The 17258-nt window shown below is 68.6% G+C and carries 14 protein-coding genes and 2 tRNA genes; 13 read left to right on the top strand and 3 right to left on the bottom strand.

Annotated elements, in window-relative coordinates:
• Positions 1–161 precede the first annotated feature (161 nt).
• Entirely contained in the window at positions 162–644 is a 483-nt protein-coding gene (locus tag ACZ4Z2_RS00590; protein WP_468070878.1) for an HD domain-containing protein, read from the top strand.
• A gap of 3 nt (positions 645–647) precedes the next feature.
• On the opposite strand, the gene ACZ4Z2_RS00585 is transcribed toward ACZ4Z2_RS00590, so the two are convergent.
• On the bottom strand, positions 648–1841 hold the full coding sequence (locus tag ACZ4Z2_RS00585) for an acyltransferase family protein (protein ID WP_468070876.1): 1194 nt from the start codon (positions 1839–1841) through the stop codon (positions 648–650).
• 577 nt (positions 1842–2418) lie between these two features.
• Between ACZ4Z2_RS00585 and ACZ4Z2_RS00580 the strand changes: the two genes are divergently transcribed.
• Positions 2419–2613 (top strand): hypothetical protein, encoded by a 195-nt coding sequence (locus tag ACZ4Z2_RS00580; RefSeq protein WP_055517972.1) that lies wholly within the window; start codon positions 2419–2421, stop codon positions 2611–2613.
• Between the two features lie 158 nt (positions 2614–2771).
• Here ACZ4Z2_RS00580 and ACZ4Z2_RS00575 read toward each other — a convergent pair.
• Positions 2772–2842, bottom strand: a tRNA-Gly gene (locus ACZ4Z2_RS00575).
• A gap of 176 nt (positions 2843–3018) precedes the next feature.
• Here ACZ4Z2_RS00575 and ACZ4Z2_RS00570 point away from each other — a divergent pair.
• The 5 genes from ACZ4Z2_RS00570 (at position 3019) to clpX (ending at position 8066) form a co-directional block, all read left to right on the top strand.
• A tRNA-Pro gene (locus tag ACZ4Z2_RS00570) sits at positions 3019–3095 on the top strand.
• A gap of 237 nt (positions 3096–3332) precedes the next feature.
• Positions 3333–4736, top strand: a complete 1404-nt coding sequence (gene tig / locus ACZ4Z2_RS00565; protein ID WP_468070874.1) for a trigger factor — start codon at positions 3333–3335, stop codon at positions 4734–4736.
• A 305-nt stretch (positions 4737–5041) separates the two neighbouring features.
• Entirely contained in the window at positions 5042–5656 is a 615-nt protein-coding gene (locus ACZ4Z2_RS00560) for an ATP-dependent Clp protease proteolytic subunit (RefSeq protein ID WP_055519442.1), read from the top strand.
• Positions 5657–5895: 239 nt separating this feature from the next.
• Positions 5896–6576, top strand: coding sequence for an ATP-dependent Clp protease proteolytic subunit (locus tag ACZ4Z2_RS00555; protein ID WP_468070872.1), 681 nt, complete (start codon positions 5896–5898; stop codon positions 6574–6576).
• 203 nt (positions 6577–6779) lie between these two features.
• Positions 6780–8066: an ATP-dependent Clp protease ATP-binding subunit ClpX gene (gene clpX / locus ACZ4Z2_RS00550; protein WP_107464051.1), complete on the top strand. Its 1287-nt coding sequence runs from the start codon at positions 6780–6782 to the stop codon at positions 8064–8066.
• Between the two features lie 392 nt (positions 8067–8458).
• Here clpX and ACZ4Z2_RS00545 read toward each other — a convergent pair whose 3' ends face one another.
• Complete coding sequence (locus ACZ4Z2_RS00545) at positions 8459–9403, bottom strand: hypothetical protein (RefSeq protein ID WP_468070870.1); 945 nt, start codon at positions 9401–9403, stop codon at positions 8459–8461.
• A gap of 137 nt (positions 9404–9540) precedes the next feature.
• Here ACZ4Z2_RS00545 and ACZ4Z2_RS00540 point away from each other — a divergent pair, with 137 nt between their 5' ends.
• The 6 genes from ACZ4Z2_RS00540 to mreC all read left to right on the top strand — a co-directional run bounded on the left by ACZ4Z2_RS00540 (position 9541) and on the right by mreC (position 17241).
• Positions 9541–12165 (top strand): valine--tRNA ligase, encoded by a 2625-nt coding sequence (locus tag ACZ4Z2_RS00540; protein WP_468070868.1) that lies wholly within the window; start codon positions 9541–9543, stop codon positions 12163–12165.
• 188 nt (positions 12166–12353) lie between these two features.
• Complete coding sequence (folC, locus tag ACZ4Z2_RS00535; protein ID WP_468070866.1) at positions 12354–13862, top strand: bifunctional tetrahydrofolate synthase/dihydrofolate synthase; 1509 nt, start codon at positions 12354–12356, stop codon at positions 13860–13862.
• A gap of 8 nt (positions 13863–13870) precedes the next feature.
• On the top strand, positions 13871–14233 hold the full coding sequence (locus tag ACZ4Z2_RS00530) for a DUF4233 domain-containing protein (RefSeq protein ID WP_099964522.1): 363 nt from the start codon (positions 13871–13873) through the stop codon (positions 14231–14233).
• A gap of 76 nt (positions 14234–14309) precedes the next feature.
• Positions 14310–14723, top strand: coding sequence for a nucleoside-diphosphate kinase (gene ndk / locus ACZ4Z2_RS00525; RefSeq protein WP_468070865.1), 414 nt, complete (start codon positions 14310–14312; stop codon positions 14721–14723).
• Between the two features lie 374 nt (positions 14724–15097).
• Positions 15098–16117 (top strand): rod shape-determining protein, encoded by a 1020-nt coding sequence (locus tag ACZ4Z2_RS00520; protein ID WP_004931372.1) that lies wholly within the window; start codon positions 15098–15100, stop codon positions 16115–16117.
• Between the two features lie 173 nt (positions 16118–16290).
• Entirely contained in the window at positions 16291–17241 is a 951-nt protein-coding gene (gene mreC, locus ACZ4Z2_RS00515; RefSeq protein WP_468070864.1) for a rod shape-determining protein MreC, read from the top strand.
• The last annotated feature ends 17 nt before the right edge of the window (positions 17242–17258 follow it).

Genomic DNA, 17258 nt, shown 5'->3' with positions numbered 1-17258 from the left:
CACGGCTCGCGCGCGGCAGGGCGCTTCCCGAGGGGGGCGAAGGCCGAGGAACCGACCCTCACCAGGACCCCGCCCGAGGGGGGCGAAGGCCGAGGAACCGACCCTCACCAGGATCCCGCCCGAGGATCCCGCCCGCCCGACACACCACAGGAGCCCACCCCATGCCCCTCTCCCTCGCGGACGTCGAAGCCCTCGCCCGCGGCGCGCACGCCGCCCAGACCGACAAGGCGGGCCGCCCCTACACCGAGCACCTCCAGGCGGTCGCCCACGGCGTGGCCGCCCGCGGCGGCGACGAGGACCAGATCGCCGCTGCCTGGCTGCACGACGCCGTCGAGGACGAGGCCCTCACCGAGGAATGGCTCGCCGAGGCACCCCTGAGCGCCCGTACGAAGAGCATCGTGCTGGCCCTCACCAAGCGCCCCGGAGAGCCCCCGGAGGCGTACGCCGCGCGCATCCTCGCCACCCCGGGCGCCCTCCTCGTCAAGCAGTCCGACCTCGCCCACAACGCGAACCCGGCCCGGCTGGCCGTCCTGGACGAGTTCACCCGAGCCCGGCTGACCCACAAGTACGCCCACATGCGAAACCTCCTCGGCCTGCCGGACGAACCGGCGACCGAGGAGGCCACGGACGACAACCAGGGATGAGACTCAGCCGCGGGCGCCGGCCTTCCCGCGCTCGCGGGCCAGCTCGGTCGCGTCCCGCTTGAAGGCCCACTCCATCTTCGGCTCCATCGCGAACCGGAACATCCGCTGCACCGGCGGCGAGCACAGCACGGTGATGACGGCGGCCGCGAAGAACGTGACGAACAGCTCGCCGAGCGGCTGGTAGATCCAGGCGTTGAGGTCGTACCAGTCCCAGAAGCGCGAGCCCTTCGCGAGGAACCCGTGCAGCAGGTAGCCGTACAGGGTGCCCGCGCCGAGCACGGTGAACCACATCTTCCGCCGGGGCACCCAGGCGAAGAAGCACGTGGTCAGCACCATGGAGCAGCCGAACAGCGCGAAGGTCATCACGACACCGGCCCACCACGGCGCACCCAGTTCCTGGGCGCTGTCCCGGTGGTAGAACCAGGCCGAGTTCATGTCCGGGCCCAGCCAGTACGCCATCGCCAGCGCGCTCGCCAGCACCGGTACGGACAGGATCCGCACCTCACGGCGGCGCATGAACTGGAAGTGCGCCGGCTTCATGAACAGACCCACCACGAAAAACGGCAGGAACTGCAGGACGCGCTGGAGATCGAGGTCGTCACCGATGTCCGGCGACACGGAGGCGAGCGCCGCGATGGTGAGCGCGAGCGGCACCGGCCAGCGCACCACCTTCCACAGCGGCGTCGTCAGCCGCCAGACGAACAGCGCGATCAGGAACCAGGTGAGGTACCAGGGGTCGAGCGGACTGATCGGGTGCGACGGGTCGTCGTCGGCGTACCGTTTGAAGACCGAGTACGCGACCTCGAACAGCACGTACGGCACGGCTATGCCGGTGACCAGCCGTCGCAGCCGGTCGGGACGCATGTCGAAACTGCGCGAGAAGTAGCCGGAGATGATGATGAACGCCGGCATGTGGAAGGTGTAGACGACCATGTACAGGGCCTCGGCGGCACGGCTGTGGTCGGTCAGCGGCTCCCAGGCGTGGCCCATCGCGACAAGCACGATGGCCAGGTACTTGGCGTTGTCGAAGAACGCGTCACGTTGTCTGGCCGGTCTGGTGCCCGGCGAGGCGGCGCTCGTGGCCGGGTGGGGGGACGAGGACTTCAGCGAGCGTGGACTCGGCACTCCGTCCGCCGGCGACTGGGCCGGGGGGAGCGGCGCGCTGGTATGGCCATGCGGTCGCAGCGAGTTCGTCACAGACCCTCCCGCCGGCAACTCCGCGGGCTGGTCCGAGCACTCGCTGCGCAAGGGGGGGACGAGGCAGCGGTGAACATCTGAGGCACCCTAGCGTTGTGTGTGCGAATCAGTAAAACCGTCGACGGTAATCCTGTATTGGTGATCGTGTGCCCTCTCCGGGTACCCGGCATTCGGTGAAGTGAGCCTCAGTCAGAACGTCACTGTCTGTGCACCGAGGGGCATGACACCCGCACCTTCTGTCCGCATATGTCCGGACTAAACAGTGCATAACATGCTCGGGCGACTCCGGCGGAATGTCCGGTTAATTACCCTTCCCCGCAGGGCTCTTGATGTGTCTGTGGCAACAATTCGAATTACCTGCGAACGGGATGTGTGTGCACGGAAACGATCACCGTGAATTCACTCCCGGCGTCCTCTCGCCGCTCCCGGACGGGACCACGGATCCGCCTCACTGTGGCCGACGTTGCCTCACCCGCCGCATAGGACGGCCTGGTTGGTGGCACGATGGTTCTGGCGGGGTGCGCGTGGGGTCGGCGCCCCGGGCCGGGAGTGCGGACCGACCGAGGGTGTGATCTGTGTGGCCATATCGCTGTCAGTGGTTCTCTTGCTGGGGATCATCCTCATCGTGCTGATGCGAGGCGGGACGATCAAGGCCGGCCCGGCCGTGGTCGCCATTCTCTTCGGCTTCTTCCTCGCCTCCACCGGCATGGCCGACGACATCCAACGCTTCCTGAACTCGATAGCGGAAACGATCAACTCGATCCAGTTCTAGCGACACCGACGCGACACGACGCGACACGACGGGACGCGCGGCCCTCACCGGCGGCGCCCCGCCCGTCGGGAGTCCTCCGGGTCCGGCACCCGGGACCACGAAAAGACCTCCGGCCCGACTCCGAGGAAGTCCCTCGAAGCCGGGCCGGAGGCCATCGGAGCGGGCGACGGGAATCGAACCCGCGTAGCTAGTTTGGAAGACTAGGGCTCTACCATTGAGCTACGCCCGCACAGGTCGCGCCGCAGGTCGGGAGACCGCGGCACAGAAGGCATCGTAGCGGGTCGGGCGACCTCGCCGCACACCCCTTCCGGTCCACCCGCGCGCCCGCCCGCGCACGCGCCCGCGCACTGGGCGAATTCGGCGGCCCCGCAGGCCCCGGGCATGTACCCTACGTGTCGCACCAGACGGGGTGTGGCGCAGCTTGGTAGCGCGTCCGCTTTGGGAGCGGAAGGCCGTGGGTTCAAATCCCGCCACCCCGACCACCAGCCGGAACCCGCCGGGCCGACCGGCCGGGACCTGCCAGGGCACGACCCGCGGGGCACCCGGTGTCTCAAGATCACCTTTTGGGGCGTGTACCGCCTGCGGTTACTATGCAAGCTGCGCGCCCGTGTGTCTGCACTCTCACGTCTCTCAAGGGCCGCGAATCCGCTGAGGCTCTGCCGGATCCGGCAGGGGGCCCAGCAGAACCCCCAAGAAGTCAGCCACAAGGAGACCGAACCGTGAAGAGCGCCGTGGAGACCCTGAACCCGACTCGGGTTCGGCTCACTGTCGAGGTGCCCTTCGAGGAGCTCAAGGACAGCCTCGACGCGGCGTACAAGAAGATCAACCAGCAGGTCACGGTGAAGGGCTTCCGCAAGGGCAAGATCCCGGCCCGGATCATCGACCAGCGGTTCGGTCGCGGCGCCGTGCTGGAGGAGGCTGTCAACGACGCGCTTCCGAAGCTCTACACCGAGGCGGTCAACGAGGCCGAGCTCAACGTCCTCGGCCAGCCCGAGGTCGACATCACGGAGCTGAAGGACGGCGAGACGCTGAACTTCACCGCCGAGGTCGACGTCCGCCCGACCATCGAGATCCCCGACTTCTCGGGCATCGAGGTCGAGGTCGACGCCGTCGAGGTCACCGACGAGGACATCGACAAGGCGGTGGAGCAGCTCCGCGAGCGCTTCGCCTCCACCTCCCCGGTCGAGCGGGCCGCCGAGGACGGCGACGTCGTCACGATCGACCTCCAGGCCAAGGTCGACGGCGAGGTCCTGGAGGACGGCGTCGCCGAGGGCGTCTCCTACACCATCGGCTCGGGCGAGCTGCTCGACGGCATCGACGACGCCGTGAAGGGCCTGGAGGCAGGCGCGGAGGCCACCTTCACCTCCGAGCTGAAGGGCGGCTCGGCGGCGGGCAAGGAGGCCGAGGTCACCGTCAAGGTCACCCAGGTCGCCGCCCGTGAGCTGCCGGAGCTGGACGACGAGTTCGCCCAGCTCGCCTCCGAGTTCGACACCCTCGAGGAGCTGCGCGCGGACAGCCGCAAGCGCCTGGAGAACATGAAGCAGTACGACCAGGCCACGCAGGCCCAGGAGCGCGTCCTGGAGAAGCTGCTGGAGCTGGTCGAGGTGCCCGTCCCCGAGAAGCTGCTCGAGGACGAGATCAACACCCGCAAGCACAACCTGGAGCACCACCAGCTCGGCCAGATGGGCCTCGACCTCGAGAAGTACCTCGAGATCCAGGGCAAGACGGTCGAGGAGTTCGACGCCGAGACCAAGGAAGCGGCCGTCAAGGGCATCAAGACCCAGTTCGTCCTCGACGAGCTGGTCGCCAAGGAGAAGCTCAACGTCAACCAGGAGGAGCTCACCGAGCACCTCATGCGGCGTGCGGCCTCCTCCGGCATGTCCCCCGACCAGTTCGCCCAGGCCGTCGTCCAGAACAACCAGGTCCAGCTCCTGGTCGGCGAGGTCGCCCGCGGCAAGGCCCTGGCCCTGGTCGTCGAGGCGTCCACGGTGAAGGACACCAACGGCGAGCTCGTCGACCTCGACGACGAGGACGAGGACGAGACCGCGGAGGGCTCCGCCGAGACCACGGAGGAGACCCCGGCCGCCGCCGAGGGCTCCGCCGAGGAGAAGAACGAGGGCTGAGCCTCGTCTCACCTCTGATCCGTACGAGGAGGCCCCGGAGCACAAGCTCCGGGGCCTCCTCGCATACGGCAGGGCAGCCCGCGCCCCTGGGTGGGCCGGGGGCGACGCGGGGCCCCTCCGCCCAGCGGAGCGCATGCGCTGACAGCGAACAGTTCCCTTTGCGGGATTCCCCGGCGGAGCCTCCGCGTTAGGGTCCATGAATACGGGGCCGGAGCACTCGGCGAAACCGCCGGAGGCCCCCGCAGGGAAACGTGAGACGGCCCGGCGCCGTCGTAAGACGAGCAGGTGGATACGTGACGAATCTGATGCCCTCCGCCGCCGGCGAACCTTCCATCGGCGGTGGCCTCGGCGACCATGTCTACAACCGGCTGCTCAACGAGCGGATCATCTTCCTCGGCCAGCCGGTCGACGACGACATCGCGAACAAGATCACCGCGCAGCTGCTGCTCCTTGCCGCCGACCCGGACAAGGACATTTACCTGTACATCAACAGCCCGGGCGGTTCGATCACGGCCGGCATGGCGATCTACGACACCATGCAGTACATCAAGAACGACGTGGTGACCATCGCCATGGGCCTCGCGGCCTCGATGGGCCAGTTCCTGCTCAGCGCGGGCACCCCCGGCAAGCGCTTCGCGCTGCCGAACGCCGAGATCCTGATCCACCAGCCCTCGGCCGGCCTCGCCGGCTCGGCCTCGGACATCAAGATCCACGCCGAGCGGCTGCTGCACACCAAGAAGCGCATGGCCGAGCTCACGTCGCAGCACACCGGCCAGTCGGTCGAGCAGATCACCCGCGACTCGGACCGCGACCGCTGGTTCGACGCCTTCGAGGCCAAGGAGTACGGCCTCATCGACGACGTCATCGCCACGGCCGCCGGCATGCCGGGCGGCGGCGGCACCGGGGCCGGGCAGGCGTAACGGCACCCGCCGAGCCGCGCGCCGCCGTGCGTGAGCCCGACCGCGTCCGACCGCCGCAGAAGCCCGTACGAGGGCCTGCGGCGGAAGGACCGGCTCCGGACCCCGCGCGGGCCGTACGGCGGCCGTACGACGGCCGTCACGGACGTACGACGGCGCGCAGCCCGGCGGCAGTCGACCCGCACCCCCAGACAGCCCCAGCCGACCGCCTCAGCCCCTCTCAGGCTTCCAGGAGACCCACAGTGAACGACTTCCCCGGCCGCGGCCTCTACGACCGTGCGAGCTCCCAGTACACCGGCCCCACGGCCGAGTCCCGCTATGTGATCCCGCGCTTCGTCGAGCGCACCTCCCAGGGCATCCGCGAGTACGACCCGTACGCGAAGCTCTTCGAGGAGCGGGTGATCTTCCTCGGCGTCCAGATCGACGACGCCTCCGCCAACGACGTCATGGCGCAGCTGCTGTGCCTGGAGTCGATGGACCCCGACCGTGACATCTCGGTCTACATCAACAGCCCCGGCGGCTCCTTCACGGCGCTCACCGCGATCTACGACACGATGCAGTTCGTGAAGCCGGACATCCAGACGGTCTGCATGGGCCAGGCGGCCTCCGCCGCGGCCATCCTGCTGGCCGCCGGTACGCCCGGCAAGCGCATGGCCCTGCCGAACGCGCGCGTGCTGATCCACCAGCCGTACAGTGAGACGGGCCGTGGCCAGGTCTCCGACCTGGAGATCGCCGCCAACGAGATCCTCCGGATGCGTTCGCAGCTGGAGGAGATGCTGGCCAAGCACTCCACCACGCCGATCGAGAAGATCCGCGAGGACATCGAGCGCGACAAGATCCTCACGGCCGAGGACGCGCTGTCGTACGGCCTGATCGACCAGATCATCTCCACGCGGAAGATGAACAACAGCAGCGTCCGCTGACGGCGGAAACGCTGTATTGTTCGCCGCCCCTTGGCATGGTTGGCACCGTTTGACCCAGTGCACGACAAGGTGCACGTCAAAGCGAACCGTGCCAAGGGGGGCCCGAACGGGGGGCCCGGCAAGGTACCGTCGACATAAGGCAGCACCAGGAGCCGCTGGATTCCAATCGTCCAGGCGTCTCCCAGGCGAAGGGGAAGCACACCGTGGCACGCATCGGTGACGGCGGCGATCTGCTCAAGTGCTCGTTCTGCGGCAAGAGCCAGAAGCAGGTCAAGAAGCTCATCGCAGGGCCCGGTGTGTACATCTGCGACGAGTGCATCGACCTCTGCAACGAGATCATCGAGGAAGAGCTCGCGGAGACCAGTGAGGTCCGCTGGGAGGAACTCCCGAAGCCGCGCGAGATCTACGAGTTCCTCGAGGGGTACGTGGTCGGCCAGGAGGCCGCCAAGAAGGCCCTGTCGGTCGCGGTGTACAACCACTACAAGCGCGTCCAGGCCGGCGAGAACGGCGGCGGCCAAGGCCGCGACGACGCGATCGAGTTGGCCAAGTCCAACATCCTGCTGCTGGGCCCCACGGGCTCCGGCAAGACCCTCCTCGCCCAGACGCTGGCCCGCATGCTGAACGTCCCGTTCGCGATCGCCGACGCCACGGCGCTCACGGAGGCGGGCTATGTGGGCGAGGACGTCGAGAACATCCTGCTGAAGCTCATCCAGGCCGCCGACTACGACGTCAAGAAGGCCGAGACCGGGATCATCTACATCGATGAGATCGACAAGGTCGCGCGGAAGAGTGAAAACCCCTCGATCACGCGGGATGTGAGCGGCGAGGGTGTGCAGCAGGCCCTGCTCAAGATCCTCGAGGGCACCACGGCCTCGGTCCCGCCGCAGGGCGGCCGCAAGCACCCGCACCAGGAGTTCATCCAGATCGACACGACGAACGTCCTGTTCATCGTGGGCGGTGCCTTCGCCGGCCTGGAGAAGATCATCGAGTCGCGGGCGGGTGCCAAGGGCATCGGCTTCGGTGCGACGATCCGCTCGAAGCGGGAGCTGGAGTCCAAGGACCAGTTCGAGGACGTCATGCCCGAGGATCTGGTCAAGTTCGGCATGATCCCCGAGTTCATCGGCCGTCTCCCGGTCATCACGTCGGTCCACAACCTCGACCGGGAAGCCCTCCTCCAGATCCTGGTGGAGCCCCGCAACGCCCTGGTGAAGCAGTACCAGCGCCTCTTCGAACTCGACGGTGTGGAGCTGGACTTCGAGCGCGAGGCCCTGGAGGCCATCGCCGACCAGGCCATCCTCCGCCAGACGGGCGCGCGCGGCCTGCGCGCCATCATGGAGGAGGTCCTGATGTCGGTGATGTACGAGGTCCCGTCCCGCAAGGACGTGGCCCGCGTGGTCATCACAGCGGACGTGGTCCACTCCAACGTCAACCCGACCCTGATCCCGAGGGACGCCCGCGGCCGGGGCTCGGGCGAGCAGAAGACGGCGTAACCGCCGGTCACTTACAGAAGAGGGCACCCGAGGCATTGCCTTGGGTGCCCTCTTGCGTTGATCTACGACGAGATCCGGCCAGGCGCCATGAATTCGCCGGCGTCAGCGTGGTCGCGGCGGCGGGGATCATGCCCGTGGTCACGGCGGGTACGGCGCATGCTGACGCGTTCGATTGCGTCGAGTACCTCAAGAGCAAGGGTTACCGAGTGGGCCCGGTTGTGACGGAGGCGTGTGGTAAGGATCTGATCTTTGGCCCCAGCCCTGCCTGCATAGCCGATCTCGTAGGTGTTCGTGTGACGGTTCGGCACGCTACGGAAGCTTGCACTCGGGCCTGAGGAAGACGGCGGAGGGGCGCCCCGCACGCTTACGGAACGCCCCTCCGTGAACACCCGTCAGGCCTTGACGCGCACCTCGTCGCGGAGCTTCGCGGTGGTGTCCGCGGCGGTGGACTGGTCCGTCGCCTTCTCGGCCATGATGCTGGCGAGGTCCATCGGCATCACGATGCCGACCGTGCTGTAGTCGCCCCACACACAGAACGACAGGTTCATCTCGCTCGGTCCGCCGCTCGTGTTGCCGTCGGTGGGCTCCATCTTGGCGTCCTGGCACTTGAGGACGGCACCCTCGGCGGAGTCGTACGACTTCGGGTCACCCACCATGGTGACCTTGACGTCGTCGTCGTCCTTCCCCGACTCGGACTGCATGTGGTCCAGCATGGCGTCGACGACCGCCTCGGGGTCCTCGATCTCCCCGTACACGCCGCTGAAGTGCAGCTGCTTCTGCGCCATCGGGTTGTTCTCGTTGCCGGCCACGTACGAGGCGCTGACGTCCTTGGGGTTCTTCACACCCCACTTCTCGGCGTCCTTGACGTCGCTGTCGGACAGCGCGCCGCCGCCGCTGTCCTTCTTCTTGTACTCGCCCAGCACCGACGCCGGCGTCGTCAGCTTGTGCGGGCCGTCGTCCGCGATGTCCGCGCTGCCGCTTCCGCCGAAGACGAGGTACGCGCCGACCGCGACCGCCGCGACCACGGCGACCGCGCCCAGGATGATGCCGACCTTCTTGCCGGCACCGCCGCCGGCCGCCGGGGGCTGGGGCACGGTCGGGTAGCCCGGCTGCTGGCCGTAGGGGGCCTGGCCGTAGGGCGGGGTCTGGGGCGGAACACCCTGGGGGGCCTGCTGCGGGTACCCGTAGCCCGGCTGCTGCGGGGGCGCCTGCTGCGGGTAGCCGTAGCCGGGCTGGGGGGCGGCCTGCGGCTGCTGCTGGCCGTAGGGGCCCGGCTGACCGTACGGCCCGGGCTGCTGGGGCTGCCCGCCGTACGGGCCCGGCTGGTTGTGACTCATGTTCTGGGTTCCCCTCCAGATGCTTATGTGTTCCTGACATCCTGGCGCAAACACGATGGGTCCCACGCACCGGGGGTCACACCGTTACGGAAGAATCCGGTTTCGGGACGACCCCGTGACACCCCTAAACTGACCGGGTGACCGAGAACGCTCAGCAGCAGCCTCCAGCGCCCGCCACCGATCTGCCGACCCAGTACGCGCCGGCCGATGTAGAGGGGACGCTGTACGAGCGCTGGGTAGAGAAGGGTTACTTCGCGGCCGACGCCGAGAGCGACAAGCCCGCGTACACCATCGTCATCCCCCCGCCGAACGTCACCGGCAGCCTGCACCTCGGGCACGCCTTCCAGCACACCCTCATGGACGCCCTGACCCGCCGCAAGCGCATGCAGGGCTACGAGGCGTTGTGGCTCCCCGGCATGGACCACGCCGGTATCGCCACGCAGAACAAGGTCGAGCAGCAGCTCGCCGAAGAGGGCAAGTCCCGCCACGACCTGGGCCGCGAGGAGTTCGTCGAGCGCGTCTGGCAGTGGAAGGAGGAGTACGGCGGCAAGATCCTCGGCCAGATGCGCCGGCTCGGGGACGGGGTCGACTGGGACCGTGAGCGGTTCACGATGGACGAGGGCCTGTCCAAGGCCGTCCAGACCATCTTCAAGCGGCTCTACGACGACGAGCTGATCTACCGCGCCGAGCGCATCATCAACTGGTGCCCGCGCTGTCTGACGGCCATCTCCGACATCGAGGTCGAGCACCAGGAGGACGCCGGCGAGCTGGTCTCCATCCGCTACGGCGAGGGCGAGGACTCCCTCGTCGTCGCCACCACGCGCGCGGAGACGATGCTCGGTGACACCGCCGTCGCCGTCCACCCGGACGACGAGCGCTACCAGCACCTCATCGGCAAGCTGATCAAGCTGCCGCTCACCGACCGCAGCATCCCGGTCGTCGCCGACACCCACGTCGACCCGGAGTTCGGCACCGGCGCCGTCAAGGTCACCCCGGCCCACGACCCGAACGACTTCGCGATCGGCCAGCGCCATGACCTGCCCTCCATGACGATCATGGACGAGCACGGCGTCATCACCGTCCACGGCCCCTTCCTCGGCCAGGACCGCTTCGAGGCCCGCTCCGCCGTCGTCGGCGCGCTGCGCTCGCAGGGCCGGATCGTCGCCGAGAAGCGCCCCTACGTCCACTCCGTCGGCCACTGCTCCCGCTGCAGGACCACGGTCGAACCCCGTCTGTCCATGCAGTGGTGGGTCAAGGTCGCGCCCCTGGCCAAGGCCGCCGGCGACGCGGTCCGGGACGGCCGGGTCAAGATCCACCCCGAGGACATGTCGAAGCGCTACTTCGACTGGGTGGACAACATGTTCGACTGGTGCATCTCCCGCCAGCTCTGGTGGGGCCACCGCATCCCGGTCTGGTACGGCCCGAACGGCGAGACCGTCTGCGTCGGCCCCGACGAGGAGCCGCCCACCGGCGAGGGCTGGACCCAGGACACCGACGTCCTGGACACCTGGTTCTCCTCCGGCCTGTGGCCCTTCTCCACGCTCGGCTGGCCCGAACAGACGGAGGACTTGCGGAAGTTCTACTCCACCGACGTCCTGCTCACCGGCCACGACATCATCTTCTTCTGGGTCGCCCGGATGATGATGTTCGGCCTCTACGCGATGGACGGCGAGGTCCCCTTCAAGACCATCGCGCTGACCGGCCTGGTCCGCGACGAGCGCGGCAAGAAGATGTCGAAGTCCTTCGGTAACGTCGTCGACCCGCTCGACTGGATGGACAAGTACGGCTCCGACGCGCTCCGTTTCACCCTCGCGCGCGGCGCCAACCCGGGCACGGACGTCCCGATCGGCGAGGACTGGGTCCAGGCGTCCCGCAACTTCGCCAACAAGATCTGGAACGCCACCCGCTTCGCGCTGATGAACGGCGCGACGGTCGAGGGTCCGCTGCCGGACGCCTCGAAGCTCTCGGCGACCGACCGCTGGATCCTCGCCCGTCTGAACGAGACGGTCGAGCAGGTCGACGCGTACTACGAGGACTTCCAGTTCGCCAAGCTCAGCGAGGCGCTCTACCACTTCGCGTGGGACGAGGTCTTCGACTGGTACGTGGAGCTGTCCAAAACCACGTTTCAGGCGGGCGGTGAGCCGGCCGAGGTCAGCAAGCGGGTCCTGGGTGAGGTCCTCGACGTCACCCTGCGCCTGCTCCACCCGGTCGTCCCGTTCGTCACGGACACCCTGTGGACGACGCTGACCGGCGGCGAGTCCCTGGTCATCGCCGACTGGCCCCAGGACAGCGGCTTCCGCGACGACGCCGCCGAGCGGGAGATCGAGCTGGTCCAGCAGGTCGTCACCGAGGTCCGCCGCTTCCGCGCCGACCAGGGTCTCCAGCCCGGCCAGCGCGTCCCGGCCCGCCTCACCCTCGACGGCACGGCGCTCGCCGCGCACGAGGCCGCCATCCGCCAGCTGCTGCGCCTCCAGCCCGAGGGCGACGGCTTCTCGGCGACGGCGACCCTGCCGGTGGCCGGGGCCGAGGTCGCCCTCGACCTCTCCGGTGTGATCGACGTCGCCGCCGAGCGCAAGCGGCTCGCGAAGGACCTCGCCGCCGCCGAGAAGGAGAAGGCCCAGGCCACGGCCAAGCTGGGCAACGAGGCGTTCCTCGCGAAGGCCCCGGACCAGGTGGTCGACAAGATCCGCGGCCGCCTCGCCAAGGCGGACGAGGACATCGCCCGCATCACCGCCCAGCTGGACCGCCTCCCGCAGGCATAACCGCTGGTAGGCCCGCGAAGGCCCCGGTTGCTGTGCAGGCACCGGGGCCTTCCGCTGTGCAGCGCGACCTGAAGCCGCCGGACAGGAAAGGGGCGCGGGGAACCGCGCGACCGGCCGTCCACGACCCGCTGCCGCCCAGCAGCGGGTGCCCCCGAGCTCACAGGCGCCCGGTCCGTAGACTGGGCCCCGTGAGCGAACGCAGTGACCAGGAGCCCGAGCCGATCGACCCCTTCGAGGAGATCATCGCCGCGGAGACGGACCGTGACCCGGACCTCGCGGTGATCGAGGCCGGCAGCCGCACCCTGCGTGCGCAGGGCGGCGCCCCCCAGGCCGACGTACCGTCGCGGCCGGCCGACCCGGAGGTCGACAAGGCACTGCGCGAGGTCGAGGCCGACCTCGCGACCCGCTGGGGCGAGACCAAGCTGGAGCCGTCGGTCCAGCGGATCGCCGCACTGATGGACGTGCTCGGCGAACCGCAGCGTTCGTACCCCTCGATCCACATCACCGGCACCAACGGCAAGACCTCCACCGCTCGCATGGTCGAGGCCCTGCTCGGCGCCTTCGAACTGCGCACCGGCCGCTACACCTCCCCGCACGTCCAGTCGATCACCGAGCGCATCAGCCTGGACGGCGCCCCGATCTCAGCCGAGCGGTTCGTCGAGACGTACCAGGACATCAAGCCGTACGTCGAGATGGTCGACGGCTCCCAGGAGTACCGGCTGTCCTTCTTCGAGGTGCTCACCGGCATGGCGTACGCGGCCTTCGCCGACGCGCCGGTCGACGTGGCCGTCGTGGAGGTCGGGATGGGCGGCTCCTGGGACGCCACGAACGTCATCGACGGGGACGTCGCCGTCATCACCCCCATCGACCTGGACCACACCGACCGGCTGGGCACGACGCCCGCCGAGATCGCCGTGGAGAAGTCCGGGATCATCAAGCAGGACGCGACCGTGATCCTCGCGCAGCAGCCGGTCGACGCGGCGCAGGTGATGCTGAAGAAGGCCGTGGAGGTCGACGCGACCGTGGCCCGGGAGGGCCTGGAGTTCGGGGTCGTCTCACGGCAGGTCGCCGTCGGCGGGCAGATGCTCACCCTGCGCGGCCTCGGCGGCGAGTACCCCGAGGTCTACCTCCCGCTGCACGGCCCCTACCAGGCGCACAACGCGGCGGTCGCCCTCGCCGCCGTCGAGGCGTTCTTCGGCGTCGGCTCGCAGCGGCCGGAGCCGCTGGACGCGGAGACGGTCCGCAAGGCGTTCGCGTCGGTGTCGTCGCCGGGCCGGCTGGAGGTCGTACGGCGGTCCCCGACGGTCGTGCTGGACGCGGCGCACAATCCGGCGGGCGCGCGGGCCACGGCCGAGGCGGTCGGTGAGGCGTTCGACTTCAGTCGGCTCATCGGGGTCGTGGGCGCCAGCGGCGACAAGAACGTACGGGGCGTCCTGGAGGCGTTCGAGCCGATCTTCGCCGAGGTCGTGATCACCCAGAACTCCAGTCACCGCGCGATGGACGCCGACGAGCTGGCGGCGGTCGCGGTGGAGGTCTTCGGCGACGAGCGCGTCCAGGTCGAGCCGCGGCTGCCGGACGCCCTGGAGGCGGCGATCACGCTCGCCGAGGAGGAGGGCGAGTTCGCGGGCGCCGGTGTCCTCGTCACCGGTTCCGTCATCACCGTCGGCGAGGCCCGGCTGCTGCTGGGGAAGGGCTGATCTCACCCATGCGTACCCTGTGTGCTTCCACCCTGATCGGCGAGTTCTTCGTGATCGGCTTCGCCGGGCTGGTCGCCATGAAGGACCCGGACCTGGCCATGTCGACGGTCTGGACGGTCAGCGGTGTCGCCATGTTCCTCTGCGTCGTGCTGTGCGGGCTGGTCACCCGGCCCGGTGGTGTGCAGCTGGGCTGGGCGCTGCAGATCGCCCTGATCCTGTCCGGCTTCTTCGTGCCGACCATGTTCTTCATGGGCGCGGTGTTCGCGGCCCTGTGGTGGGCGTCCGTCCACTTCGGCCGCAAGGTCGACGAGGCGAAGGCCCGTTTCGCGGCCCAGGCGTCCTCCACCGAGGCCGGGGCGGGGGCGTCCTGACGCTGCGTGACACCCGGTCGGGCGCGCCCTGTAGCCTCTGAGCTCCGCACACTTGTGAAATGAAGGAGTCACCACCGTGAGCCAGCGCACCCTCGTCCTCCTCAAGCCCGACGCCGTCCGGCGTGGCCTGACCGGCGAGATCATCAGCCGAATCGAGCGGAAGGCCGGCTGGCGGATCACCGCGCTGGAACTGCGGGCCCTGGACCAGGAGACCCTGGAGCAGCACTACGGCGAGCACAAGGGCAAGCCGTTCTACGAGCCGCTGGTGGAGTTCATGTCCTCCGGTCCGGTCGTGGCGCTGATCGTCGAGGGCGACCGCGTCATCGAGGGTGTGCGGGCGCTCGCCGGTCCGACCGACCCGATCGCCGCGGCGCCCGGGTCCATCCGTGGTGACTACGGCGTCATCGTCCGTGAGAACCTCATCCACGCGTCGGACTCCGAGGAGTCGGCCGAGCGCGAGGTCAAGATCTTCTTCCCCGGTCGGGCGTAGTACCCTTCGCGGCGGCGGGGGCGGTGACGTCCGCTCGCCCCCACCGTTCCTTGTGCCGCCGCGGTTTCCGGCCACCACCCACACGGCCTACTCCCCGCCCGACCTGCCACATCGCCGAAAACACCGCCGTACAACGGCATGTGCGTGGCGATCGGGGGAACGCGCACCCCCGATGGCTCGTCTCCAGGGGCGAGGCGGCGCATCGCATGCCCACAATGGCGAAGACCCTCGCGCAGTGTTCGTGCGGGCGAGACTACGATGTAAGCCTTCACGTCACAGCACCCACTTCGCCGACCCGGAAAAGCCCTGAAACGCCCTCAAAAGCCCTCAGTGCTCTACCAGGGAAGGCCAGACGAATCCTGATGGGGAACTCAATGTCGTTCATCGGCCGTGACATGGCTGTCGACCTCGGGACCGCCAACACGCTGGTGTACGTCAGGGGTCGCGGGATCGTACTGAACGAGCCGTCCGTCGTCGCGATCAACACCAACACCGGTGGCATTCTCGCGGTCGGCGCGGAGGCGAAGAAGATGATCGGACGGACGCCCGGCAACATCGTTGCCGTACGTCCGCTGAAGGACGGTGTGATCGCCGACTTCGAGATCACCGAGCGGATGCTCCGCTACTTCATCCTGAAGATCCACAAGCGGCGCTATCTCGCCCGGCCCCGTGTCGTCGTCTGCGTGCCGTCCGGCATCACCGGTGTCGAGCGGCGCGCCGTCATCGAGGCGTCCTCCCAGGCCGGCGCGCGTCAGGTGCACATCATCGAGGAGCCCATGGCCGCGGCCATCGGCTCCGGCCTGCCGGTCCACGAGGCCACGGGCAACATGGTGGTGGACATCGGCGGCGGCACCACGGAGGTCGCGGTCATCTCCCTCGGCGGCATCGTCACCGCCCAGTCCATCCGCGTCGCGGGCGACGAGTTGGACAATGCGATCATCCAGCACATCAAGAAGGAGTACAGCCTCCTCCTCGGTGAGCGGACAGCCGAACAGATCAAGATCACGATCGGTTCGGCGTACGACCTCGACGCTGACGAGCACACCGAAATCCGCGGCCGGGACCTGGTGTCCGGGCTGCCCAAGACCGTCGTCATCTCCGCCGCGGAAGTGCGGAAGGCGATCGAGGAACCCGTCAACGCCATCGTGGATGCCGTGAAGACGACCCTCGACAAATGTCCGCCGGAACTCTCCGGCGACATCATGGACCGCGGCATCGTCCTCACCGGCGGTGGTGCCCTGCTTCGCGGACTGGACGAGCGGCTGCGCCGTGAGACCGGTATGCCGATCCATATCGCCGAGGACCCGTTGGACAGCGTGGCGCTCGGTTCCGGCAAGTGCGTCGAGGAGTTCGAGGCGTTGCAGCAGGTGCTCGACGCCCAGCCCCGCAGATGACGTGACACTTCGATTCCGCCGTACGAGACGATCTCCTCTCGTACGGCGGATCGTTGATATTGAGGCATAAGCTCCACAAAGCGCCCCTCCGGTTCCCCTTCCGGGATTCCCAGGGGCTACCCGAATTCCCCAATTCCTGTCGAATTCCTATGAGGAAGGCACGGCCGCCGCACGTGAGGGACACACGAGAGAGCCGGCTGCTCCTGGTGCTGCTGATCGCCGTAGCGTTCGCGCTGATCACGGTGGACATCCGCGGCGGGGAGGACTCACCGGTCGACGGTGCCCGACGTGCCGCGGCCACCGTCTTCGGCCCGATCGAGGACGGGGTGTCGACCGCCGTCGACCCGATCGGCAACGCCATAAGCGCGGTCCGCGACTCCGGGTCCCGCCACGACCGCCTCGCCGCCCTGGAGCAGGAGAACGCCAAGCTGAAGGCGTCGCTCGGCAGCGACGACCGCAACCGCAGCAGGGTGCGCCAGCTCGACAAGATGCTGAAGAGCGCCGCCAACGGCCGGTACGGCATCAAGGGCGCCGAGGTCATCGCCATAGGAGCGGCCCAGGGTTTCTCCTGGACCGTCACCATCGACATCGGCACCGACGACGGCATCACCCGCGACATGACCGTCCTCAACGGCGACGGACTCGTCGGCCGCGTCACCACCGTCGGCCCGAACACCGCGACGGTCCTCCTCGCCAACGACCCCGACTTCACCGTCGGCACCCGGATGGAGGCCACCGACGAACTCGGTTTCGCCTCCGGCCAGGGCGACCGCCCGCTGCGCGTCGAACTTCTCAACGGCAAGGCCAAGGTGAAGGCGGGCGACCGTCTCGTCACCTTCGGCTCCCAGGCCGACAAGCCGTTCGTGCCCGGCGTCCCCGTCGGCGTCGTCTCCCGCGTCGACCCCTCCGGCGGCGACCTCACCCGCACCGTCTACGTCAAGCCGTACGTGGCCTTCACCCAGCTCGACATCGTCGGCGTCGTCGTCCAGCCGCCCCGCAAGGACCCCCGCGACACGGTGCTCCCGGACAAGCCGAAGCCCACCCCGAGGCCGACCGTGACGGTCACGGTGACCCCCGGCGCGGGCGAACCCGGCGACCGTGCCGACGAGCAGCAAGAGCAGTAGACGTAGGACAGTAGGAG

This window comes from Streptomyces sp. NPDC030183 (assembly GCF_055573455.1).
Note: the sequence above shows the minus strand (reverse complement) of the source record. Positions and strands in the feature narration are given on the sequence as shown.